We start from the raw sequence: 21,895 nt of genomic DNA, 5'->3' as shown, positions 1-21,895 counted from the left end.
CATGTCGAACTTAGTGACCAATGTTGGACACGCCCATGGTCATGACCATGGGCACGATGACCATCACCACGACTCGGGCGAGATGACCGTATTCGGTTTCTGGCTCTACCTGATGACCGACTGCATTCTGTTTGCGTCGATCTTCGCGGTATACGCGGTGCTGGTTAACAACGTCGCCGGTGGCCCGTCGGGCCACGACATCTTCGAACTGCCTTATGTACTGGGCGAAACGGCGCTGCTGCTGTTCAGTTCGATCACCTACGGCTTCGCCATGCTGGCGTTGTTCAAAGGTAAGAAAACCCAGGTACTGGGCTGGTTGGCAATGACCTTCCTGCTGGGCGCCGGCTTTATCGCCATGGAGATCAACGAGTTCCACATCCTGATCGCCGAAGGCTACGGCCCTAGCCGCAGCGGCTTCCTGTCCGGGTTCTTCACCCTGGTCGGCACCCACGGTCTGCACGTGACCAGCGGTCTGATCTGGATGGCGATCATGATGTACCAGGTCCAGAAAAACGGCCTGACCGCCACCAACAAGACGCGCCTGAGCTGCCTGAGCCTGTTCTGGCACTTCCTGGACGTGGTGTGGATCTGCGTATTCACCGTTGTTTATCTGATGGGGACCCTGTAAATGGCTAACGCTCATTCCCATGATGGCCACGACGCCGGCCACGGCAGCGTCAAGTCTTACGCGATCGGTTTCATCCTGTCGGTGATCCTGACCGTCATTCCGTTCGGCCTGGTGATGTATCCAACGCTGCCGAAAAGCCTGACGCTCTGGATCATTCTGATCTTCGCCGTGGTCCAAGTATTGGTCCACCTGGTGTACTTCCTGCACCTGGACCGCTCGGCCGCCCAGCGTAACAACGTGATTGCGTTTGTCTTCGCTGCGCTGGTGATCGTACTGCTGGTCGGCTTGTCGTTGTGGATCATGTTCAGCATCCACTCCAACATGATGGCGCACTGAGGAAAGTCCGGATGTCACTGAAGCACTTTATCCAAATCACCAAGCCGGGGATCATTTTCGGTAACGTGCTTTCTGTGGCAGGCGGGTTTTTCCTGGCCTCGAAAGGGCATGTCGATCTGGCCATCTTCCTGGCAGCGATGATCGGCACTTCCCTGGTGGTGGCGTCCGGTTGCGTGTTCAACAACTGCATCGACCGCGACATCGACATCAAGATGGAACGCACCAAGAACCGGGCGCTGGTCCAAGGCCTGATTCCAGTGCAACTGGCCCTGGCATTCGCCACGGTGCTGGGCGTGGCCGGCGTGGCGCTGCTGTATTGGGTGGCCAATCCGTTGGCGGCGTTGTTCGCGGTGATCGGTTTTGTCATCTACGTCGGTCTCTACAGCCTGTACCTCAAGCGCAAGTCGGTCCACGGCACGCTGGTGGGCAGCCTGTCGGGGGCCATGCCGCCGGTGATCGGTTATGTCGCGGTCAGCAACAGCTTCGACATGGCTGCGCTGACGCTGCTGGTGATGTTCAGCCTGTGGCAGATGCCGCATTCCTATGCCATCGCGATCTTCCGCTTCAACGACTACCTGGCGGCTTCGATTCCGGTGCTGCCGGTCAAGCGGGGCATCCAGGTGGCCAAGAAGCACATCCTGCTCTACATCCTGGCCTTCCTCGTGGCGACCTTGATGCTGACGTTCAGCGGTTACGCCGGCATGAGCTACCTCGCCGTCGCCGCCGCCATGGGCATGTACTGGCTGTACATGGCCTGGACCGGTTACAAGGCGGTGGATGACACGGTCTGGGCACGCAAGCTGTTCGTGTTCTCGATCTTCACCATCACCGCCCTGAGCGTCATGATGTCCCTGGACTTCAAAGTGCCAAGTGAGCTGCTGCTGACCTACGCGCCTTAAGCTTCAGACGCTGCACAAAAAGCCCCGCCTTCGAGAGAAGCGCGGGGCTTTTTCTTGGGTGATATTCCGGACGCTGTCGACCTTCCTGTGGGAGCGAGCCTGCTCGCGAATGCGGTGGGTCAGTTGAGTTGATGTCAACTGACACGGCGCATTCGCGAGCAGACTCGCTCCCACAAGGGCCCGGATTCGGGGGTTACTGCTGGGCGATGCTGTAGCCGTCGAAGGCTTTTTGCTGCTGCAAGGCGGTGACGATGCTTTTGCGGGTGACCGGCTGTTCGGTGCCGTCGTTGTCCAGGAAGGTTTCGCTTTCCAGCTCGGCTTCGTCGCCTTCGCCGATGAAGTTGAAGCCGAGGAATTCGAAGGCCTCGCGGTCGACGTTCGGCTTGGAGCGTGGTGTGCGCAAGGGCAGGGTGACGCTGATGCCGTCCTTGCTGATGACAAACACCTCGGCTTCCTTCTTGGCGCGCGCGGCCTTGCCCTTGCCGCCGCTCGGGTTGCTGATGGCCTGATGGGTCTGGTTCAGCACCTTCAGGGCCAGGCCGTAGACCAGTTCCTGGAAGGCCGGGTCATCCTTGTAGCTGGACAGGATACGGCTGATCGGGAAGCGGCTGCTGAGGTCTTCCAGCGCGGCGAAATCGGCGGCTTCGGCGTCCTTGAGTTGCTTGAGCTGGCCCATCAGTGCGTAGGCCTTGTCGTCGTCGAACGCATCGTGAGCCTGGCGAATGGCGGTGCGCAGTTCGCGGATCTGGTCGCTTTCGCGGTTCGACTGGAAGGCATCGAGGACCATTTCGCTGATGCTTTTGGCCTGGGGCAGATGCTGTGAAAGATTGATGGAGTTTTCGTATTCCGCTTTGGACGACAGGGAGACTACAGATTCAGCGGTATTGGAATCGGACATTGAAATTTCACTACTTCTGTTAGCGGGATATGGCGAGAAAACGCACGGGGCTTTTTTCGGTCGCCTAATCTATTGGACCCGGGCGGTGTTGTCACGGTCGGACCGGCCACCGGTGATATTTCAATCGCCCAGCAGGTCCAGCAATCGCAACGCATCGGGCGTCGCGGCGCCGCTGGCGGTGTTGTCGAAGATGCACCAGGTCGGCGTGTCCGGGGCAGCCTTCAGTAGGACTGTCAGTCGTCGCAGCCAGGCGTCTTCGTAGGCGGAGTAATAAATGCGCGGCGAGCCATGCAGCCGGTAATAACGCACACCCGCCCAGCCCGCCGGTTGATCGCCGCCCGGCACAGGCGACGGATCGGCGGCGACGCGGGCGATGCGCTCTTTCTCAAGCAATACCATGGCCTGTGGCGCGAGCCAGCTCGGGTGCCGGGGTTCGAGTACCGCGTGGCCCTGGTAACGGTCACGCAAGGCTTTGAAAAAGTCCTCGGCCTGGGTGTTATCGAAGGCCAGCGACGGCGGCAACTGGATCAACAGGCAACCAAGTTTCTCCCTCAGTTGCGAGCATTGCCCGAGGAACTCATCCACCAGCCCCTCGCAATCATGCAAGCGCCGCTCATGGGTGATCTGCTTGGGCATCTTGACTGAGAAGCGAAAGCCCGCCGGCACACTGTCGGCCCATTTTGCATAGGTGGCGGGACGGTGCGGGCGGTAGAACGAACTGTTGATTTCCACCGCTGTGAAGCGGGCACTGTAGCGCTGCAAATGGGTGCCTTCAAAGGGAAAAGCGGGCCATTGCTCCTTTGGCAATGACCAGCCCGCGCAGCCCACCAACACGGGCGAGGAGGAGAGGAGTCGAGTCGGCAATGGCGAGGACCTGATTGCAAGGGTTATAAACTATGACCACCGCCACGTCCCGAGGATCCAATCGGGCACTGCCCGTTCAATCACAGATCACATTCTTGCCAGCCATCTTGGAGCGATACAGTGCCTGGTCAGCCCGATCCAGTAGCGCTGCTTGCGGTTCGTCTTCGTGGCGTTGCACCACGCCAAAACTCATGGTGATCTGGAAATCGCCCACCGGCAGCAGGTCGGACAAGCCGCGGCGAATGGTTTCGGCCAACAGGACTGCATCGGCCTTGGACGTGTTGGGCAAGATCATGATGAATTCATCGCCGCCCCAGCGTACCAGCAGGTCGCCGTCGCGCTCGCAGCGCTTGACCGCCTGTACCACTTGCACCAGCGCCGCGTCGCCGAAGGCATGGCCGTAGCGATCGTTGATGTCCTTGAAGTCGTCGACATCCATGGCAATCAGCGACAACGGCTCGCGAAAGCGCTGCGTACGTTCACAGGCCAATGGTAGCGCCTGTTCCAGGCGATAGCGGTTGGCGACCAGCGTGAGGGCGTCGGTTTCGGCGAGCCTGCGGTTTTCCTCGAGCTGGATTTGCAACTGCTCGTTGACCCGGGACAGTTCGCGGGTACGTTCTTCAATGATGGCTTCGAGGGACTTGTTGCGCCGTTCAAGTTGTTCGAACAGACGCTTCTTGTCGTCGATGCTGCGATGGGCACCGATCATGCGGGCGACGCTGCCATCGGGGTTGCGGGCGATCACGTAGCCGCGGTCTTCGATCCAGATATAGGAGCCGTCATAGGCGCGGCAGCGGTATTCGGCCTGGTACTTAGGGGCGCGTTGTTCGAGGTAATCGTCGAATAACGCCATTACGTAGGGATAATCTTCCGGGTGGATCACACTCTCCCAGGTCAGCACGGTATTGCTCAGTGAGTGAGGCGTGTAGCCGAGCATCGTGTACCAGCCGGGATTTCGATAGACGAAGCCGGTGTTGGCGTTCCAGTCCCAGATGCCATCGCTGACCAGTTCCATGATGGTGTGCAGCACGTTTTCGTCCAGATCGGACAAATCGAACCGCAGCAAATCGATCTTCGAGGCGTCGTCCATATCGTTCCCTCAATCAGCCCTGATATCAAAATGCTTTCCAGGGGTTAAGAGTAGCCGATGGGGCGGGGCGCCACTAGCGGGAGGCATGGTTGATGGGACTCGCCGGCGCATACGCGGCCGCAGGGTAGCCCCACCGTGGCGAGGGAGCTTGCTCCCGCTGGGTTGCGCAGCAGCCCCCTGGATTATTCGTCCTGATTGCACTGACACACGGCATTGGGCCTGCTGCGCAGGCCAGCGGGAGCAAGCTCCCTCGCCACGAGAAGATTTATTACTTCAGGGTTTGCTCCACTTTTGCAGCGCAAACTCGACGAAACTGCGCAGCTTCGGCAAACGATAGCGATCCTGGGCGTACATCAGGCTCATCGGCCGGTGGGGCAGTTGATAGTTCTGCAACAGCGCCACCAAGTGTCCATCCTCCAGATCCTGCGCCACCAGCGCGTCCGGCAGCATCACCACGCCCATGCCGGCCAGGGCGGCGCGGTGCAGGCCCGACGAGCTGTTGATCAGCATCGGCCCGCGCACCGGCACTTTGATCTCCCCGTCCGGCCCGTTGATGGGCCAGTGCTCCTGGGCGAAACGCCATTCGTCTCCGGCGGAATAGGCAAACGACAGGCAGTCATGCTGTTGCAGGTCTTCGGGTTTTTGCGGCGTGCCGCGCCGTGCCAGGTAGGCCTTGGAGGCGCAGACGGTCAGGGTGTAGTCCATCAGGGGACGAACGATCAGCTTCGGGTCGGGACTGCCCAGGCGAATGGCGACGTCGAAGCCGTGGTCGAGCAGGTCCAGACGCTGGTTGGTCAAGACAACGTCGAGCTTGACCTGGGGATAACGCTGGCTGTATTCGGCCAGTGCCGGGGCGAGGCGCTCCGTGCCGAAGGTCAGCGGCGCGGTGATGCGCAAGGTGCCGCTGGGGTCGCCTTGGGTCTGCTCGGCCAGGCGTTCGGAATCGGCAACCAGCCCGATCACTTCCAGGCAGCGTTGATAGTAGGCCGAGCCGAATTCGGTCAAGCGCTGACGACGCGTCGTACGGCTGATCAGGCGCACACCCAGGCGTTGCTCCAGCGCCCGAAGGTGATTGCCGACCATGGTCGTGGACATTTCGCACGCCTGGGCCGCTGCGGTCAGGCTGCCGGTTTCCACCACTTTCACGTAAACGGTCATTGCCTGGAACAGGTCCATTATCAAGCTCTGCTTTTAAATGAATGAAGTAAAGCGAGGTTTATCCATCTAGAGTGGCTAACCATACTGGAAAAAACCACCCGATGGAGCTAGATGTCATGACTGCCGCCTGCCTGATGAGCACTTACCAACCCTTGGCGCTGAACTTCACCCATGGCTTGGGTACGCGCCTGTGGGATCAGGATGGTCGCGAATACCTTGATGCGGTGGCGGGCGTGGCAGTGACCAACGTGGGCCATTCCCATCCGCGGCTGGTGGCAGCCATCAGTGAACAGGCCGGCCTGCTGCTGCACACGTCTAACCTGTACAGCATCGACTGGCAGCAGCGGTTGGCCCACAGACTCACCCAGCTCTCGGGGATGGAACGGGCGTTTTTCAACAACTCCGGCGCCGAGGCGAATGAAACCGCATTGAAGCTGGCCCGCCTGTATGGCTGGCACAAAGGCGTCGAACAGCCGTTGGTCGTGGTGATGGACAATGCTTTCCACGGGCGCACCCTGGGCACGATGTCCGCCAGCGACGGGCCCTCGGTGCGGCTGGGTTTCAATCGGTTGCCGGGGGACTTCATCAAGGTGCCGTTCGGCGATCTCGGCGCATTGGAAAAAGTCCAGCAAGCCCACGGCGAGCGCATCGTTGCGATCCTGGTAGAGCCGATCCAGGGCGAAAGTGGCGTACAACTCGCGCCACCGGGTTACCTGAACGCTCTGCGGGATTTGTGCAGCCGGCGCGCCTGGTTGTTGATGCTCGACGAGATCCAGACCGGCATCGGCCGCACCGGGCAGTGGTTCGCGTTCCAGCACGAGGGCATCGTCCCGGATGTGATGACCCTCGCCAAAGGCCTCGGCAACGGCGTGCCCATCGGTGCCTGCCTGGCGCGCGGCAAGGCCGCCGGACTGTTCACCCCCGGCAGCCACGGCAGCACGTTCGGCGGAAATCCTCTGGCTTGTCGGGTCGGCTGCACCGTGCTGGACATCATCGAGGAGCAAGGCCTGCTGGAGAACGCCAGACGTCAGGGCGAGCAATTGCTAAGCCGGTTGCGGGCTGAGTTGGCGGACAACCCGAATGTCCTGGAGATTCGGGGCCAAGGCTTGATGATCGGCATCGAGCTCAAGCAACCGGTGCGCGACCTGACCCTCTGTGCCGCCCGGGATCATGGTTTGCTGATCAACGTCACCCGGGGCAAGACCATTCGCCTGTTGCCGCCGTTGACGATCGACGGGCGGGAAGTCGAGATGATCGTCAGAGGGGTGAGCCGCTGCCTGGCGCAGGCGTGAGGCTACCTCGTCCGGGCCGATGACTTATGGTGATCGCTCCGGGCGAAGCGCAGCGCGACGGGACGGAATTTTTGACGATTGTCGCGTTCCAACGCCAGCCAGAGTCGATTGCCTACACTTTGGCACTCAGACTGAAAACCCAGGAGCATCTTCATGTTCACCTCGCGTCGCTTGATCGTTGTCGCTACTGCCGTGGCCCTGTTGTCCGGCTGTGCGTCGCCCAACCCCTATGACAACCAGGGCCAGGCCTCTACCGAATCTTCGGGCATGAGCAAAACCGCCAAGTATGGCGGCCTCGGCGCCCTGGCCGGGGCATTGGCCGGTGCGGCCATCGGCCACGATAATCGGGGCAAGGGTGCGTTGATCGGCGCGGCGGTGGTGGGGGCCTCCGCGGCCGGCTACGGTTACTACGCGGACCAGCAGGAAAAGAAATTGCGCGCCAGCATGGCCAATACCGGCGTTGAGGTGCAGCGCCAGGGCGACCAGATCAAGCTGATCATGCCGGGCAACATCACCTTCGCCACCGACTCGGCGAACATCGCATCGAGCTTCTACCAGCCGCTGAACAACCTGGCCAACTCCCTCAAGGAATTCAACCAGAACCAGATCGAGATTGTCGGCTACACCGACAGCACCGGCAGCCGCCAGCACAACATGGACCTGTCCCAGCGTCGCGCGCAGAGCGTGGCGACCTACCTGACGTCCCAAGGTGTCAGCGGCGCCAACCTCTCGGCCCGTGGCGCCGGCCCGGACAACCCTGTGGCAAGCAACGCCGACGTCAACGGCCGTGCGCAAAACCGTCGCGTCGAGGTCAACCTCAAGGCCATCCCTGGCCAGCAGTACCAGGCGCCGCAGCAGCAGGGGCAGACTTACCAGCAATATCCATAACCGCTGAAGGTTAACTGAAAGGGGGCCATGGAAACATGGCCCTTTTTTTGTGACCGGCGCCTGGGCCTTCGTGGCGAGGGAGCTTGCTCCCGCTGGGCTGCACAGCAGCCCCCAGACCATTCACCTCAATCTTCCTGGCACGCCGTGGTGGCTGATTTGGGCCTGCTGCGCATGCCAGCGGGAGCAAGCTCCCTCGCCACAAAGTGCTCCCTTAATTCGCTTCTTTCACCGCACTCAAGAATGCGCACGTCCGCTCCTGCTGCGGGTGCTCGAAAATCTGCGCCGGGGTGCCTTGTTCGTGAATCTGCCCCTTGTAGAAAAAGCACACCCGGTCGGCGAATTCCCGGGCAAAGCCCATCTGGTGGGTGACCATCAACATCGTCAGGTTGTGCTCGGCGCCCAGCTTGCGGATCACGTTCAGCACCTCGCCGCACAATTCCGGATCAAGCGCCGAGGTCACTTCATCGAACAGCATCACCTTGGGGCGCATCGCCAGCGCCCGGGCAATCGCCACCCGCTGCTGCTGGCCGCCGGACAACTGCGACGGGTAATGGTCGAGCTTGTTGCCCAGGCCCACCAGCTCCAGCAGGTCGGCGGCGCGCTCCCGGGCTTCCTTGGGGTTCATGCCCAGCACCTGCACTGGCGCCTCGATCACATTTTGCAGCGCGGTCATGTGGGGAAACAGGTTGAAGCTCTGGAACACCATGCCGATCTTGCCACGCACCCGGCGGATGTGCCGGTCATTGGCCGGAACCAGCACGCCGCTGCGGTTGGGCATGTGGGTCAGGGAATCGTCCTCGATGCGGATCTGGCCCTGATCGATGCCTTCGAGCGTCATCAGCACCCGCAGCAGCGTCGATTTGCCCGAGCCGCTGGGGCCGATGATCGCGACCTTTTCACCGGGCGCGACATCCAGGTTCAAATGATCGAGCACGGTGAAACTGCCATAGCTTTTGGTCACGTCCTGGAAACTCACAATCGGCCGGGACGGTGTCGGAATCTGCATGGCCGGGGCCTCCTGCTGCGATGCCAGCGTGCTGCGCCGGGACAAATCGGTGGGCGTGGACAGGGGTAAAGTCATTAGCGTAGCTCCATGCGCGTTTCAAGGCGCCGTACCAGCCAAGCCAGGGCAAGGCTCAGGGCAAGGAAGAACAGGCCGACCAGGGTGATCGGTTCCAGGTAGCGGAAATGCTCGGAGCCGATGTTCTTGGCCTGTTGCATGATTTCCACCACGGTGATCGCCGACAACACTGGCGTGTCCTTGAGCATCGCCACCAGGTAGTTGCCCAGCGGCGGCACGATCGGCCGCAGCGCCTGGGGCAGGATGATGTTGCGGTAGGCGTCGTACGGCGCGATGTTCAGCGCGGTCACCGCCTCCCATTGCGCCCGTGGTACGGCGTCGAGGCCACTGCGGTAGACCTCGGCGATGTAGCAGGCGTAATGCAGGCCGATGCCGAGGACGCCGACTTGCATGGCCGTCAGGCTCAGGCCGTAGTTGGGCAGCACGTAGTAAAGGAAGTACACCTGGATCAGCAACGGTGTGCTGCGGATGAACTCGATTACCGCCGTGGCCGGCCACGACAGCCAGAACTTGCGGCTGCGCCGGCCAATCGCCAGGAACAGCCCCAGCACGATCGCGATCAGGAAACCGATCAGGGTAATGCCCACGGTGTTGAGCGACGCGCGCAGCAGGTCCGGGAGGATTTGTGCGGCGTAGGACCAATCGAACAGCGTCATGACAGACCTCCGCGCATCCGGCCCCGGCTCAGCCGACGCTCAACATGGCGCATGCCCAGGTTGATGGCCTGGGCGAGGATGAAATACATCACCAGCGCCAGGCTGAAGATTTCCAGGGTCTGGAACGTCGCCTGGTCCAGTTGGCGTGCCCGGAAACTCAGGTCGGACAAAGTGATCAACGACACCAGCGAGGTATTTTTCAACAACTCGATCAGCAGGTTTGTGCCCGGTGGAATGGCCGCCAGCAAGGCCTGGGGCAGTATGATTCGCTTGAAGCGCGTATAGCTGCTGAAGTTCAGCGCCGTGCAGGCTTCGTATTGCCCCTTGGCGACCGAGCTGATCGCGCCACGCATCACCTCGGCCCCGTAGGCGCCGATGTGCAGCCCCAGGCCGACAATCGCCACGGCGTAGGGACTCAGCTCGATGTTGAACGGCGGCAGTGGCAGCACGAAGAACAGCCAGAACAGCTGCACCAGCAGCGAGGTGCCGCGAAACACCTCGATGTAGGTGATGGAAAACCAGCGCAACGCGCGCCACGGCGAGAGCCGTCCGAGTGCCGCCAGCACCGCGGCGACAATCGCCAGCAACGAGCCAAAGAATGTCACCTGGAGCGTGACCCAGGCCCCTTGAATCAATAACGGAAGTAATTCGCCCATGGTTCAACCCGTATCCGATGAAGCTGGGAACAGGCATCACGCGTACGCGTCATGCCCGTTTCGGCACGCCAGTGTCGATTACGGCTGAGCGCAGAGCTCGGCCGCGGTCTTGGTGGTGACGTTGGACTTGTCGAAACCGAATGGCGCGACGGCCTTGAGATGTTCCTCCGAGCCCAGCCACTTTTTCAACTCGGCGTTGACCGCGTCGCGCAGGTCCTTGTCCTCGGGCCGGAAGGCCAGGGCGCCGTAGCCGATGTGGGACGGGTCGTCCTTGAACTCGGTCATCGCCTCGACTTTGTCGCCGCCCTTGCTGGCCAGGCCTTTCATGGTCAGTTGTGTGCCGACGGCGGCATCGGCGCGACCGGCGCGCACCGCTTGCAGTTGCGCCGTGGTGTCGGGAACCTGGAGGATCTGTTCGTCCTTGACCCCCGAGTCGCGGGCGTAAGCGAGGTTGACCGTACCGGCCATGATCGCCAGCTTCACGTCCGGTTGCTTGGCGATGTCTTCGTAGCTGTGGAGCTTTTTCGGGTTGCCCTTGGCCACGAGCAGGGCGTCGGGCAACTGGTACTGTGGGTCGGTGAACAACACTTGCTTGCACCGCGCCGGGGTGATGTACATGCCGGCGGCAATCACGTCGAAACGCCCGGCGCGCAGGCCCGGAATCAGCGAGCCCCATTCGGTGAGCACCCCATTGACCTGCTTGATGCCCATCCTGGCGAAGATGATCTTGGCGATCTCCGGCGATTCGCCGGTCACGCTGCCGTCGGTTTCGGTGAACGCAAACGGCGTTTCGTTGGCGTAGCCGATGCGGATGCTGCTGTTGCTTTTGACGGTATCCAGGGTGGCCGCTTGAACGCTGCCGGCCAGGCCGAGCGCGGCACACGTCAACAAGAGGCGGCGCAGGGGCGTGCAGCTGCTGGTTGGAAAATTGCTCATCGATAAAATCTCCTGTTTCTTGTGGATCCGTCGCTGGACGGTTCTGTGTTAGGAGGCAGTGTGGCAAGAGCAAAGCGTACAGCGGCGGATCCGGGCGGGGCCTGAGTCGGTAACAGCGCCGGTACAGGTCGATCCGGCTTTTTGTCGGGGGCAGTGTGCCCGCCTGGATGACGACCTTGGACCGAGCATACAAAAGCCCCGGCGCCGATTGTATTGCACTAGGACAATTGCTTTGCCGCGAAGCCCGAGCAATGCTGGGCGCACCAGTACACAGGCGGGTCGCAGCGTTATGGATAAGTGGAAGTCAGCCTTGGACGTCGCCCGCAGCGGTGAATCCAAATACAAGATTCTGGTCCAGGCGATCGCCGACGACATCGAACAGGGCATCCTCGCCAACGACCAGCGCCTGCCGCCGCAACGGCAAGTGGCCGACGCCATGGGCATCAGCGTGCAGACCGTCACCAACGCCTACAAGGAACTGGAGCGCCAGGGGCTGGTGCGTTGCGAAGTAGGGCGCGGCAGTTTCGTTTCGCGGCGCATGAGCGACCGGGTCGCCACTTACATACTCGACAGCCCCGAGCGGGCGCTGGTGGATTTTTCCATCACGCGGATCCTGCACACTCGCGAGCATGATCAGTTCTGGCGCGACACCTGCGCCGAGCTGAGCACCGAAGAGGATCAGCCATGGATTCATGCGTTTCGTCCGATTGCGGGGTTTGAATCCCATCGCGAAGCGGCGGCGCAATGGATCGGCCGGCAGGGGCTGAAGGTCGATCGCAACGACGTCCTGATTACCAACGGCGCGGCTCATGGCATCTTCCTTGCCCTGGCTTCCCTGGCCGGTCCCGACGACGTGGTGCTCTGCGAAGGGCTGACCGACCACGGTGTGATCGGCAATTCCCAGGTACTGGGTTTCACCCTCAAGGGCCTGGACACCGACCGCCACGGCATCGATCCCGAGCATTTCGAGGACATGTGCAGCAACGAGCGCATCACCGCGCTGGTGTGCACACCCAACCTCAATAACCCCACCACTAGCCTGATGCCCGACACCCGCCGCCGGGAAATCGCCGAGATTGCCCGGCGCTTCGGCGTGCACATCATCGAAGACGATGTCTACGGGCCGTTGCTGGACGAGCGCCGGGCGCCGCCCATCAGCCATTACCTGCCGGAGCTGTCGTTCTACTGCACGAGCATGACCAAGTCAGTGCTCACGGGCTTGCGCATCGGCTACCTGGTGATGCCCAAGCGCCTGGCGCTGCGCACCGAGAGTATCCTGCGGGTGAACAGTTGGATGGCCACGCCGATGGTCTCGGAGATCGCCGCTCGCTGGATCCGCGACGGGCGCGCCGACTCGTTGTTGCATTTACAACGGCGCCTGTTGGCCGGGCGCCAGGCGATGGTCACCGAGTACATGGGCGAGCACGTCTTGGCCCAGCATCCCCATGCCTTGAATGCCTGGATCGGCATCCCACCCCACTGGGAAGTCGACAGCCTGGTGCGGGCGCTGCGCCACAAGCACATCGCCGTCACGTCCCCCGACCCGTTCACCGTGCGCGGCACACCGCGGCCACGGGCGGTGCGGGTCTGCGTTGGCGCCGAATGCAGCGATGAAGAAATGCGCCACGCGCTGATCGGCATGCGGCAGATCTTCAACCAGTATCCGCAGATTCATGATTTTTAGTAACGCGAACAAAAATCCCGTGGGAGCGAGCCTGCTCGCGAAGGCGGCAGCACATCCAGCATTGATGTGACGGGTAGACCGCTTTCGCGAGCAGGCTCGCTCCCACAGGGATTTGTAGTGACTTTGGAACTTCATCACTAAATTGCCCTAGTACATTCATCAGCACAATCCGGCCCTCTTAGACTGCGCCCAACACATCGGCTCGGGACGCGGTCATGACAGGGTTGCAGCTTCAGGACATCTACCTCGCTCGCCAGCGCATCGAGTCGCTGGTGCGGCGCACGCCCATGGAGTACTCCGCCAGCCTGTCGCGATTGATCGGCGTGCCCGTATACCTCAAGTTGGAATCCCTGCAGATCACCGGCAGCTTCAAGCTGCGTGGCGCCAGCAATGCCGTGGCGCAACTCAGCGCGGAGCAGAAGGCGTCAGGCGTGGTGACGGCCTCGACCGGTAACCATGGTCGGGCACTGGCCCATGCCGCATCGCAACAAGGGGTCAAGGCGATTGTCTGCCTGTCGACCCTGGTGCCGGGCAACAAAGTGCAGGCGATCCGCGATCTGGGCGCCGAGGTGTGCATCGTCGGCCAGTCCCAGGACGACGCCCAGCGCGAGGCCGAGCGCATCGCCCGTGAGCAGGGCGCGACCTTCCTGCCGCCGTTCGATCATCCCGCAATCATCGCCGGCCAGGGCACCCTTGGCCTGGAGATCCTCGAACAGCAAGCGGATGTGGCCCAGGTGCTGGTGCCATTGTCCGGCGGCGGCCTGTTTGCCGGTATGGGCCTGGCCCTGAAAAGCGCCAATCCAGCCATTCAAGTCCACGGCATCAGCATGGCGCGAGGCGCCGCGATGCACACCAGCCTCGCCGCCGGCCAGCCGCTGGAAGTCGAAGAACTGTCGACCCTGGCGGACTCTCTTGGCGGCGGCATCGGCCTGGACAACCGCTACACCTTCGCCATGACCCGGCAGTTGGCCGATGACGTGCACCTGCTCTCGGAAGCTTCGATCGCCAACGCCCTGCGCCACGCCTATCACCACGAACGCCTGGTGCTCGAAGGTGCCGCCGTGGTGGGCATCGCGGCGTTGCTCGACGGCCTGGTCGAACCGCGCGGACCGATCGTGGTGGTGGTCAGCGGGCGCAACGTCGACACCGAACAACATGCCCGCGTGATCGCCGGCGCCAACGCCTGATAACCCGTTAACGGAGCCTGTCATGAGTGAAGTCACCCTATTGAGCGAGGCCGACCTGCGCAGTTGCGTGGCCCTCGACCTGGCCAGCATCGACGCCATCGAGCAGGCCTTCGTGCTGCTGGCCACCGCGGCCGTGGCGATGCCGCCGATCCTGCGGCTGGACATTCCCGAGCACAACGGCGAAGTGGATGTGAAGACCGCTTACCTGCCGGGCCTGGAGCGCTTCGCCATCAAGGTCAGTCCGGGTTTCTTCGACAACCCCAAGCTCGGCCTGCCCAGCCTCAACGGCATGATGATGCTGCTCTCGGCGCGTACCGGTCTGCTGGAGGCGCTGCTGCTCGACAATGGCTACCTCACCGCCGTGCGCACCGCCGCGGCCGGGGCGGTGGCGGCGCGTTGCCTGTCTCGCGAGCAAAGCCGCAGCGTGGCGTTGATCGGGGCCGGCGAGCAGGCGGCGTTGCAGCTTCAGGCGCTGCGCCTGGTGCGGCCGATCGACGAGGTGCGGGTCTGGGCGCGGGATGCGCAAAAGGCCAAGGCGTTCAGTGATGGACTGGCCCGTGACAGCGGACTTGCCGTCACGCCCTGCAGCTCCATTGACGCTGCCCTGGAGGGCGTGGATATCGCGATCACCTGCACGCCCAGCCGCGAGCCGCTGATCGAGCCCCGCCACTTGCATCCTGGCCTGCACATCACCGCGATGGGCTCGGACGCGGAGCACAAGAACGAAATTTCCCCACAGGCCCTGGCAGCCGTCGACTGCTATGTCGCCGATCGCCTCAGCCAGACCCGCGTGCTCGGCGAACTGCACCATGCCTTGGCGGCCGGCTTGGTCCGTGACGACCTGGATTTGATGGAACTCGGGCAAGTGCTGGCGGGCCGGCAGCCCGGGCGCTCCGATGCAACGCAGGTAACGCTTTGCGACCTGACCGGCACCGGCGCCCAGGACACCGCCATCGCCAATCTGGCGTTCGAGCGGGCGAGGGCGGCAGGCAAGGGTTTCGCGTTCGGTCGTTGAATCGATTTGTTTATTCGTGTCATTGAACAGAGGGCAGGTGGATGTCAGAGATAGTCGTCAATCTTCCGTTCCAGCGGGAGGAATACGCCCAGCGCCTGGCAAAGGTTCGCGCGGCGATGCAGGCCCAAGGCCTGGAGCTGTTGCTGGTCACCGATCCGTCGAACATGGCCTGGCTCACCGGCTATGACGGTTGGTCGTTCTATGTGCACCAGTGCGTGCTGCTGGCGCTGGACGGCGAGCCGGTGTGGTTCGGGCGTGGCCAGGATGCCAACGGAGCGAAGCGCACGGTGTTCATGCAGGCCGACAACATCGTCGGCTACCCGGACATCTACGTGCAGTCCCGCGAGCGTCATCCCATGGACTACCTGTCCCGCGAGGTGATCATTGCCCGTGGTTGGGGCGCGCTGAGCATCGGCGTGGAAATGGACAACTACTACTTCAGCGCCGCCGCGTACCTGTCGCTGCAAAAGCACCTGCCCGAGGCGAAGCTGGTGGACGCGGTGGGCCTGGTGAACTGGCAGCGCGCGGTCAAGTCGCCGCAGGAAATCGCCTACATGCGCATCGCCGCACGCATCGTCGAGAACATGCACAGCCGGATCCTTGAACGCATCGAGCCGGGCATGCGCAAGAACGAACTGGTGGCTGAGATCTACAGCAGCGGCATCCTCGGTGCCGACGGCCATGGCGGCGATTACCCGGCCATCGTGCCGCTGCTGCCCACCGGTGCCGACGCCAGCGCACCGCACTTGACCTGGGATGATTCGCCGTTCGAAAAAGGCGCTGGCACCTTCTTTGAAATCGCCGGCTGCTACAAGCGTTACCACTGCCCGCTGTCGCGCACCATTTACCTGGGCAAGCCGCCGCAGCATTTCCTCGACGGCGAAAAAGCCGTGGTCGAGGGCATCGCCGCTGGCCTGGACGCGGCCAAGCCGGGCAACACCACCGGCGACATTGCCGTGGCGTTTTTCAACGTGCTGGAAAAATTCGGTATCCACAAAGACAGCCGCTGCGGCTACCCCATCGGCATCAGTTATCCGCCGGATTGGGGCGAGCGCACCATGAGCCTGCGCCCCGGCGACAACAGCGTGTTGCAGCCGGGCATGACCTTCCACTTCATGCCGGGGCTGTGGATGGACGATTGGGGCCTGGAAATCACCGAGAGCATCCTGATCACCGAGACCGGCGTCGAGACGCTGTGCAACGTGCCCCGTCAACTGTTCGTGAAGGATTGAGCCATGCGCGAATTGCCCAGCAATCCCATCAGCGCCACGGTCGACTTCAGCCGCGAGGGTGTGCAGCACGGTTTTCTCAAGTTGCCGTATTCGCGGGACGATTCGGCCTGGGGCGCGGTAATGATCCCCATCACCGTGATCCAGCGCGGCAGCGGCCCGACCGCGCTGCTCAGCGGTGGCAACCACGGCGACGAATACGAAGGCCCGGTGGCCCTGAGCAAACTGGCCCAGCAGTTGAGCGCCGAAGACATCAGCGGGCGGGTGATCATCGTGCCGTTCATGAACACTCCGGCGTTCCGTGCCGGACGCCGGACTTCGCCCATCGACAAAGGCAACCTGAACCGCAGTTTTCCCGGCAAGCCGGACGGCACCGTCACCGAGAAAATCGCCGACTATTTCAACCGCACCCTGCTGCCGTTGGCTGACATTGTGCTGGACATTCATTCCGGTGGGCGAACCCTGGATTTCCTGCCATTCGCCGCCTGCCACGTATTGCCGGACAAACAGCAACAGGCGCGTTGCGAGGCCGCGATGCTGGCGTTCAACGCGCCGTATTGCATGCGCATGCTGGAGCTGGATGCCGGGTCGATGTACGACACGGCGGCCGAGTCCCAGGGCAAGGTGTTTATCACTACCGAGCTGGGCGGCGGCGGTTCGTCCACCGCCCGCAGCGTGGCGATTGCCGAGCGCGGGGTGCGCAACCTGTTGATCCACGCCGGCATCCTGCGGGGTTCGATCGAGTTGCAGCCGTCGGTGATGCTCGATATGCCGGACGCCAGTTGCTTCGTTGCCAGCGAGCATGACGGCTTGCTGGAAATGTGTCGCGACCTCGGCGAGAGCGTGAACCAGGGAGAAGTGGTGGCGTGCATCCACGACGCCACTCGCAGCGGCGTCGCCCCGGTTGAATACCGCGCCGCCCGCAGCGGCCTGCTGGCGGCGCGGCACTTTCCCGGGCTGGTGCAGTGTGGCGATACGCTGGTGGTGATCGCGGATGTGTTGGCTTGATACCCCTCAACTGACACATACACACCCTGTGGCGAGGGAGCTTGCTCCCGCTGGGGCGCGCAGCGGCCCTGATCTTCAGGCCAAAAGCGACGACTGCTTCGCAGCCGAGCGGGAGCAAGCTCCCTCGCCACAGGGGACGGTATGATTTTCTGATTTGCCTGGAGAGCCCGGCCTATGCACAAGCTCGATCGCTACGACCTGAAAATCCTGCAGATCCTCGCCGAGGACGGGCGGATCACCAAGTCGAGCCTCGCCGAGGCGATCAACCTTTCAGTGACCCCGGCCTGGGAGCGGGTGCGCAAACTGGAAGCGGCGGGGCTGATCATCGGCTACCGGGCGCAAATCGACTGGGGCGCGGTGTTCAAGCGCCAGCAGGTACTGGTGGAAATCACCCTGGCCAGGCACACCGCCCAGGACATGCGCCGTTTCGAGCAACGCCTGCTCGCCGCGCCCGAAGTGGTGTTCTGCTACGCCACCGGCGGCGGTGTGGATTACCTGGCGATGATCCAGGCGCCGGACGTCGATTCGTATCAGCGTTTCGTCGATCAACTGTTGCTTGAAGACCTCGGCATCGAACGCTACTTCACCTACATCGTCACCAAGACCATCAAGACCGTCGGCGCCTTGCCGGCGGAGCTCACACCGTCATCCTGAACACCGCAGAAAACATTTTCCGGCAGGGTATTTCCGGAAAAAAACCAAGGTCTGGGCCCGTGCAAACAGCCGATAACAAAAGCGCAGCAGCCCTAGCATGGATTCACGCAAACGGTCTGGAGTGAACGTCATGCCTTATCAACACCCGCTGCTGTTCAAAGCGCTTTGCTACATCGATGGCCATTGGGTCCACAGCGACAGCGGCCAGAGCATCTCAGTGCAGAATCCAGCAACCCGCACGGTTATCGGCCATGTGCCGATGCTCGATCAACCTCAGATCGTCGCGGCTGTTGACGCGGCGCATCGCGCGTTCCCCGCATGGCGCGAGCAGAGCCTGGAGATTCGCGGCGCGATGCTGCGGCGCTGGGCGGCGTTGATCAGCGAGCACAGCGAAGACCTCGCGCGAATTCTCAGCCTGGAGCAGGGCAAGCCGCTGGCCGAGTCCCGTGGCGAAATCGCCTATGCCGCAAGTTTCATCCCGTGGTTCGCCGAGGAGGCCCGGCGCCTCTACGGCCAGAACATTCCCAGTCATATCCCGAACGCTCATTTGGGCACGGTCAAGGAACCAGTGGGCGTCTGCGCGCTGCTCACACCCTGGAACTTCCCCTCGGCGATGATCACCCGCAAGGCCGCTGCCGCGCTGGCGGCCGGATGCACCGTGGTGGTCAAGCCGGCCCATGAAACGCCTTACTCGGCGTTGGCCCTGGCGCAACTGGCCGAGGAAGCGGGCTTTCCTGCCGGCGTCTTCAACGTGGTATTGGGCGAGCCGCAGATGACCATGGAGACCCTGGTCAAGGACCGCCGCGTGCGTTCGGTGAGTTTCACCGGCTCGACCCGGGTCGGCAAACTGGTGCTGCAAGCAGCGGCCCATGACGTGAAAAAGGTCGCGCTGGAGCTGGGCGGCAATGCGCCGTTCATTGTCTGCGCGGATGCCGATCTGGCCTTGGCAGTCAAAGTCGCTGTCGAGGCGAAATTCCAGACCTCGGGTCAGGATTGCTGCGCGGCCAACCGGATCCTGGTGCAGCGCCCGGTTTATCAGGCGTTTCTCAGTCGTTTCGCCGCCGCGGTGCGCGCCTTGCGGGTCGGGCCGGCGCTGGTTGATCAACAGGAGCAGGCGGTGGATGTCGGGCCGTTGATGCATCAGGCGGCGCTCGATGCGACCGCCGACCGCGTCGCCGATGCGCTGGCCCTTGGCGCCCAACGCCTTGTCGGTGGCGAGGCCCATGCTCTGGGCGGGTTGTTCTACCAACCGACCGTGCTGGCCGACGTCACGCCAAAAATGCGCATCTACCGTGAAGAGAACTTCGCGCCCATCGCCGGGGTGATGCCGTTCGACACCCTGGACGAAGCCATCGAACTGGCCAACGATACCGAATACGGACTGGCCGCCTATATTTGCTCCAATCGCCTGGATGTCATTTACCCATTGATCCGTCGTCTCGACCACGCCATGGTCGCCGTCAACGGCGTCAAGTTCACCGGTCATCCGATTCCCTTCGGCGGCATGAAAGCCTCGGGCCTCGGCCGCGAGGGCGGCACCGAGGGCTTCGAGCCCTTCGTCGAAACCAAATACTTTTGCCTGCACCATCAAGGCCAATTCCCAGGAGAGCCCGCATGAGCCAAGAACTCAACACGCTGTTCGAACAAGACCGTGCGCATTTCATGCACCCCTCGACCCACGCCCACGACCACGCCAGCGGGGCGCTCAAGGGGCGCATCATCAAGAGCGCGTCAGGCATTCGCATACGCGATCACGAGGGGCGTGATTTCATCGACGCGTTCGCCGGGCTCTATTGCGTGAACATCGGCTATGGCCGTACCGAAGTGGCCGATGCCATCTACAAACAGGCCAAGGAACTGGCCTACTACCACACCTATGTCGGTCATTCGAGCGAGGCGATCATCGAACTGTCCAGCCGCATCATGGACTGGGCGCCGACGGGGATGAAAAAAGTCTATTACGGGCTGTCCGGCTCCGATGCCAACGAAACCCAGATCAAACTGGTGCGTTACTACAACAACGTACTGGGCCGGCCGCAGAAGAAAAAAATCATCTCCCGTGATCGTGGCTACCATGGCTCGGGCATCATGACCGGCAGCCTGACCGGACTGCCGGCGTTCCACCAGCATTTCGACCTGCCGGCCGAAGGGGTCAAGCACACCGTGTGTCCGCACTGGTATCGCAAGGCCCCGGCGGGCATGGACGAAGCAACGTTCGTGCGTTATTGCGCCGATGAACTGGAAAAAATGATCCTCGCCGAGGGCCCGGACACGGTGGCAGCGTTCATCGGCGAACCGGTGATGGGCACCGGTGGCATCATCGTTCCGCCCGCCGGTTATTGGGCTGCGATCCAGGCCGTGCTGAACAGATACGACGTGCTGCTAATCGCGGATGAGGTGGTCTGCGCGTTTGGTCGCCTGGGTTCGAAGATGGGCAGCCAGCGCTATGGCATGCAGCCGGACCTGATCACCACGGCCAAGGGACTGACCAGCGCCTACGCGCCGTTGTCGGCGGTGATCATCGGTGAAAAGGTCTGGAGCGTGATCGAAAAAGCCTCCCAGGCCGAAGGTGCGATGGGCCATGGCTGGACTTACTCCGGACACCCGATCTGCGCGGCGGCGGCCCTGGCCAACCTGGATATCCTCGAAAGGGAAAACCTCATGGCCAACGCCGAAGACGTCGGTGGTTACCTCAACCGGCGTTTGCGCGACACCCTCGAAGGCCATCCGCTGGTGGGCGAAGTGCGCGGTGACGGCATGCTGGCGGCGGTGGAGTTCATGGCCGATCGTGAACAGCGTACGGCGTTCGACCCGGCACTCAAGGTCGGCCCCAAGGTCTCGGCCGCCTGCCTGGAACGCGGCATGATCGCCCGCGCCATGCCCCACGGCGACATCCTGGGCTTCGCTCCGCCGTTGATCCTGACCCGCGAAGACGCCGACCTGATCGTCGACATCACCAAAGTGGCCATCGACCAGGTGGCGGAGGAAGTGTTGGCTTGAGCTGAGTGAATAATTCTTCAGGACCCTGTATCCCGTGGCGAGGGAGCTTGCTCCCGCTGGGCTGCGAAGCGGCCCCAAAACCAGGCAACTCGGTGTGCCAGGAAAATCGAGTTCGCTGCTACAAGGGCCGCTTCGCGACCCAGCGGGAGCAAGCTCCCTCGCCACAGGTGACCAAAATTGAATAGGGGAAATTGGTAGCAATAAAAAGCCCGCCCGATCATGCGATCGGGCGGGCTTTTTGGTGTTGCTGGAAATTACTTCTTCAAACCGTAATGCTCATCCAGCATCCCCGGGGAGTTCGGGGCCTTGGGGGCGTAGTCCCGTGGCGGTTCCTGGATCCCTTTGGGCGGGGTCAGGCGCTCCCGTGGCGTCTGCGCCGTGTCGGCTTGCAGGGCGGCCAGCAGGCGCTGGCGCGTCTGCTCGTCCAGGGCCAGGCGGTTGGCGCCCTCGGACAGATGATCCTGGACTTCCTGGTAGCTCTGGGTGAGCTTTTTCACCAGGGAAGCGGTGCTGTTGAAGTGGGTTACCACTTCATTCTGGTAACTGTCGAAACGTTCCTGGATGTCGTCGAGCTGACGTTGGGTGCTGTTGGGCACCGCGTTAGGCAGCAGTCGGGCAATCAGGAAACCAATGGCGACACCGGCAACCAGGGCAAGAGTCGGCAACAGCCAAACTAAGAGCGAGTGTTCCACGAGTCCTTCCTCTATAAACGGCTTTGCTTTACGTTAACGGCTCG

Annotated in this window: 22 protein-coding genes; 13 read left to right on the top strand and 9 right to left on the bottom strand. The window is 62.4% G+C overall.

Annotated features, from left to right (window positions below):
• Nucleotide 1 precedes the first annotated feature (1 nt).
• The 3 genes from J3P89_RS23655 to cyoE are packed head-to-tail and all read left to right on the top strand — an operon-like array spanning nt 2 to nt 1,863.
• A complete protein-coding gene (locus J3P89_RS23655; protein WP_053125033.1) occupies nt 2–628 on the top strand; it encodes a cytochrome o ubiquinol oxidase subunit III in 627 nt (208 codons plus the stop codon).
• Complete coding sequence (gene cyoD, locus J3P89_RS23650) at nt 629–964, top strand: cytochrome o ubiquinol oxidase subunit IV (protein WP_249876093.1); 336 nt, start codon at nt 629–631, stop codon at nt 962–964.
• A gap of 11 nt (nt 965–975) precedes the next feature.
• Nucleotides 976–1,863, top strand: a complete 888-nt coding sequence (cyoE, locus tag J3P89_RS23645) for a heme o synthase (RefSeq protein ID WP_039591595.1) — start codon at nt 976–978, stop codon at nt 1,861–1,863.
• 193 nt (nt 1,864–2,056) lie between these two features.
• Here cyoE and J3P89_RS23640 read toward each other — a convergent pair whose 3' ends face one another.
• The 4 genes from J3P89_RS23640 to J3P89_RS23625 form a co-directional block, all read right to left on the bottom strand.
• Nucleotides 2,057–2,761: a hypothetical protein gene (locus J3P89_RS23640; protein ID WP_434626004.1), complete on the bottom strand. Its 705-nt coding sequence runs from the start codon at nt 2,759–2,761 to the stop codon at nt 2,057–2,059.
• Between the two features lie 120 nt (nt 2,762–2,881).
• Nucleotides 2,882–3,625, bottom strand: a complete 744-nt coding sequence (locus J3P89_RS23635) for a DUF72 domain-containing protein (protein WP_434695801.1) — start codon at nt 3,623–3,625, stop codon at nt 2,882–2,884.
• Nucleotides 3,626–3,701: 76 nt separating this feature from the next.
• Nucleotides 3,702–4,715, bottom strand: a complete 1,014-nt coding sequence (locus J3P89_RS23630) for a sensor domain-containing diguanylate cyclase (RefSeq protein WP_434695800.1) — start codon at nt 4,713–4,715, stop codon at nt 3,702–3,704.
• A 273-nt stretch (nt 4,716–4,988) separates the two neighbouring features.
• Nucleotides 4,989–5,891, bottom strand: coding sequence for a LysR family transcriptional regulator (locus J3P89_RS23625; RefSeq protein WP_434695799.1), 903 nt, complete (start codon nt 5,889–5,891; stop codon nt 4,989–4,991).
• Between the two features lie 98 nt (nt 5,892–5,989).
• On the opposite strand from J3P89_RS23625, the gene J3P89_RS23620 reads away from it, so the two are divergent.
• Both J3P89_RS23620 and J3P89_RS23615 read left to right on the top strand, forming a co-directional pair.
• Nucleotides 5,990–7,165, top strand: coding sequence for an aspartate aminotransferase family protein (locus J3P89_RS23620; protein ID WP_434695798.1), 1,176 nt, complete (start codon nt 5,990–5,992; stop codon nt 7,163–7,165).
• A gap of 153 nt (nt 7,166–7,318) precedes the next feature.
• Nucleotides 7,319–8,053: an OmpA family lipoprotein gene (locus tag J3P89_RS23615; protein ID WP_018604257.1), complete on the top strand. Its 735-nt coding sequence runs from the start codon at nt 7,319–7,321 to the stop codon at nt 8,051–8,053.
• A 211-nt stretch (nt 8,054–8,264) separates the two neighbouring features.
• Here the strand turns inward: J3P89_RS23615 and ehuA are convergent, their stop codons facing one another.
• From ehuA to ehuB, 4 genes are all read right to left on the bottom strand, one after another.
• Nucleotides 8,265–9,134, bottom strand: coding sequence for an ectoine/hydroxyectoine ABC transporter ATP-binding protein EhuA (gene ehuA / locus J3P89_RS23610; protein WP_434695797.1), 870 nt, complete (start codon nt 9,132–9,134; stop codon nt 8,265–8,267).
• Entirely contained in the window at nt 9,134–9,790 is a 657-nt protein-coding gene (gene ehuD / locus J3P89_RS23605; RefSeq protein WP_434695796.1) for an ectoine/hydroxyectoine ABC transporter permease subunit EhuD, read from the bottom strand. Before ehuD ends, ehuA begins: the two co-directional genes overlap by 1 nt.
• A complete protein-coding gene (gene ehuC / locus J3P89_RS23600) occupies nt 9,787–10,446 on the bottom strand; it encodes an ectoine/hydroxyectoine ABC transporter permease subunit EhuC (protein WP_434625989.1) in 660 nt (219 codons plus the stop codon). Before ehuC ends, ehuD begins: the two co-directional genes overlap by 4 nt.
• 78 nt (nt 10,447–10,524) lie before the next feature.
• Nucleotides 10,525–11,382: an ectoine/hydroxyectoine ABC transporter substrate-binding protein EhuB gene (gene ehuB, locus J3P89_RS23595; protein WP_434695795.1), complete on the bottom strand. Its 858-nt coding sequence runs from the start codon at nt 11,380–11,382 to the stop codon at nt 10,525–10,527.
• A gap of 289 nt (nt 11,383–11,671) precedes the next feature.
• Between ehuB and J3P89_RS23590 the strand changes: the two genes are divergently transcribed.
• The 8 genes from J3P89_RS23590 (at nt 11,672) to J3P89_RS23555 (ending at nt 21,159) form a co-directional block, all read left to right on the top strand.
• Nucleotides 11,672–13,066, top strand: coding sequence for a PLP-dependent aminotransferase family protein (locus J3P89_RS23590; protein WP_434695794.1), 1,395 nt, complete (start codon nt 11,672–11,674; stop codon nt 13,064–13,066).
• A 215-nt stretch (nt 13,067–13,281) separates the two neighbouring features.
• Nucleotides 13,282–14,253, top strand: coding sequence for a hydroxyectoine utilization dehydratase EutB (eutB, locus tag J3P89_RS23585; protein WP_434695793.1), 972 nt, complete (start codon nt 13,282–13,284; stop codon nt 14,251–14,253).
• A 22-nt stretch (nt 14,254–14,275) separates the two neighbouring features.
• Nucleotides 14,276–15,268 (top strand): cyclodeaminase, encoded by a 993-nt coding sequence (locus J3P89_RS23580; protein ID WP_434695792.1) that lies wholly within the window; start codon nt 14,276–14,278, stop codon nt 15,266–15,268.
• A gap of 41 nt (nt 15,269–15,309) precedes the next feature.
• On the top strand, nt 15,310–16,500 hold the full coding sequence (gene doeA, locus J3P89_RS23575; RefSeq protein ID WP_434695791.1) for an ectoine hydrolase DoeA: 1,191 nt from the start codon (nt 15,310–15,312) through the stop codon (nt 16,498–16,500).
• A 3-nt stretch (nt 16,501–16,503) separates the two neighbouring features.
• A complete protein-coding gene (gene doeB / locus J3P89_RS23570; protein ID WP_434695790.1) occupies nt 16,504–17,505 on the top strand; it encodes a N(2)-acetyl-L-2,4-diaminobutanoate deacetylase DoeB in 1,002 nt (333 codons plus the stop codon).
• A gap of 174 nt (nt 17,506–17,679) precedes the next feature.
• Nucleotides 17,680–18,159 carry an Lrp/AsnC family transcriptional regulator gene (locus J3P89_RS23565; protein ID WP_305496671.1) on the top strand — a complete coding sequence of 160 codons (480 nt, stop codon included), beginning with the start codon at nt 17,680–17,682 and terminating at the stop codon, nt 18,157–18,159.
• A gap of 130 nt (nt 18,160–18,289) precedes the next feature.
• Complete coding sequence (locus J3P89_RS23560; protein ID WP_434695789.1) at nt 18,290–19,777, top strand: NAD-dependent succinate-semialdehyde dehydrogenase; 1,488 nt, start codon at nt 18,290–18,292, stop codon at nt 19,775–19,777.
• Complete coding sequence (locus J3P89_RS23555) at nt 19,774–21,159, top strand: aspartate aminotransferase family protein (protein ID WP_434695788.1); 1,386 nt, start codon at nt 19,774–19,776, stop codon at nt 21,157–21,159. Before J3P89_RS23560 ends, J3P89_RS23555 begins: the two co-directional genes overlap by 4 nt.
• A gap of 254 nt (nt 21,160–21,413) precedes the next feature.
• Here the strand turns inward: J3P89_RS23555 and J3P89_RS23550 are convergent, their stop codons facing one another.
• The gene (locus J3P89_RS23550; protein ID WP_305496666.1) at nt 21,414–21,851 is read right to left on the bottom strand and encodes a YhcB family protein; all 438 of its coding nucleotides are present in this window, start codon (nt 21,849–21,851) and stop codon (nt 21,414–21,416) included.
• Between the last annotated feature and the right edge of the window lie 44 nt (nt 21,852–21,895).

Source organism: Pseudomonas sp. Z1-14, assembly GCF_051132005.1.
Taxonomy (GTDB): Bacteria; Pseudomonadota; Gammaproteobacteria; order Pseudomonadales; family Pseudomonadaceae; genus Aquipseudomonas.
Note: the sequence above shows the minus strand (reverse complement) of the source record. Positions and strands in the feature narration are given on the sequence as shown.

Excerpts from the sequence above, each read along its gene's own strand:
- J3P89_RS23655 (WP_053125033.1), top strand. The coding sequence starts at position 2 with ATGTCGAACTTAGTGACCAATGTTGGACACGCCCATGGTCATGACCAT.
- cyoD (WP_249876093.1), top strand. The coding sequence starts at position 629 with ATGGCTAACGCTCATTCCCATGATGGCCACGACGCCGGCCACGGCAGC.
- cyoE (WP_039591595.1), top strand. The coding sequence starts at position 976 with ATGTCACTGAAGCACTTTATCCAAATCACCAAGCCGGGGATCATTTTC.
- J3P89_RS23640 (WP_434626004.1), bottom strand. The coding sequence starts at position 2,761 with ATGTCCGATTCCAATACCGCTGAATCTGTAGTCTCCCTGTCGTCCAAA.
- J3P89_RS23630 (WP_434695800.1), bottom strand. The coding sequence starts at position 4,715 with ATGGACGACGCCTCGAAGATCGATTTGCTGCGGTTCGATTTGTCCGAT.
- J3P89_RS23625 (WP_434695799.1), bottom strand. The coding sequence starts at position 5,891 with ATGGACCTGTTCCAGGCAATGACCGTTTACGTGAAAGTGGTGGAAACC.
- J3P89_RS23620 (WP_434695798.1), top strand. The coding sequence starts at position 5,990 with ATGACTGCCGCCTGCCTGATGAGCACTTACCAACCCTTGGCGCTGAAC.
- J3P89_RS23615 (WP_018604257.1), top strand. The coding sequence starts at position 7,319 with ATGTTCACCTCGCGTCGCTTGATCGTTGTCGCTACTGCCGTGGCCCTG.
- ehuA (WP_434695797.1), bottom strand. The coding sequence starts at position 9,134 with ATGACTTTACCCCTGTCCACGCCCACCGATTTGTCCCGGCGCAGCACG.
- ehuD (WP_434695796.1), bottom strand. The coding sequence starts at position 9,790 with ATGACGCTGTTCGATTGGTCCTACGCCGCACAAATCCTCCCGGACCTG.
- ehuC (WP_434625989.1), bottom strand. The coding sequence starts at position 10,446 with ATGGGCGAATTACTTCCGTTATTGATTCAAGGGGCCTGGGTCACGCTC.
- ehuB (WP_434695795.1), bottom strand. The coding sequence starts at position 11,382 with ATGAGCAATTTTCCAACCAGCAGCTGCACGCCCCTGCGCCGCCTCTTG.
- J3P89_RS23590 (WP_434695794.1), top strand. The coding sequence starts at position 11,672 with ATGGATAAGTGGAAGTCAGCCTTGGACGTCGCCCGCAGCGGTGAATCC.
- eutB (WP_434695793.1), top strand. The coding sequence starts at position 13,282 with ATGACAGGGTTGCAGCTTCAGGACATCTACCTCGCTCGCCAGCGCATC.
- J3P89_RS23580 (WP_434695792.1), top strand. The coding sequence starts at position 14,276 with ATGAGTGAAGTCACCCTATTGAGCGAGGCCGACCTGCGCAGTTGCGTG.
- doeA (WP_434695791.1), top strand. The coding sequence starts at position 15,310 with ATGTCAGAGATAGTCGTCAATCTTCCGTTCCAGCGGGAGGAATACGCC.
- doeB (WP_434695790.1), top strand. The coding sequence starts at position 16,504 with ATGCGCGAATTGCCCAGCAATCCCATCAGCGCCACGGTCGACTTCAGC.
- J3P89_RS23565 (WP_305496671.1), top strand. The coding sequence starts at position 17,680 with ATGCACAAGCTCGATCGCTACGACCTGAAAATCCTGCAGATCCTCGCC.
- J3P89_RS23560 (WP_434695789.1), top strand. The coding sequence starts at position 18,290 with ATGCCTTATCAACACCCGCTGCTGTTCAAAGCGCTTTGCTACATCGAT.
- J3P89_RS23555 (WP_434695788.1), top strand. The coding sequence starts at position 19,774 with ATGAGCCAAGAACTCAACACGCTGTTCGAACAAGACCGTGCGCATTTC.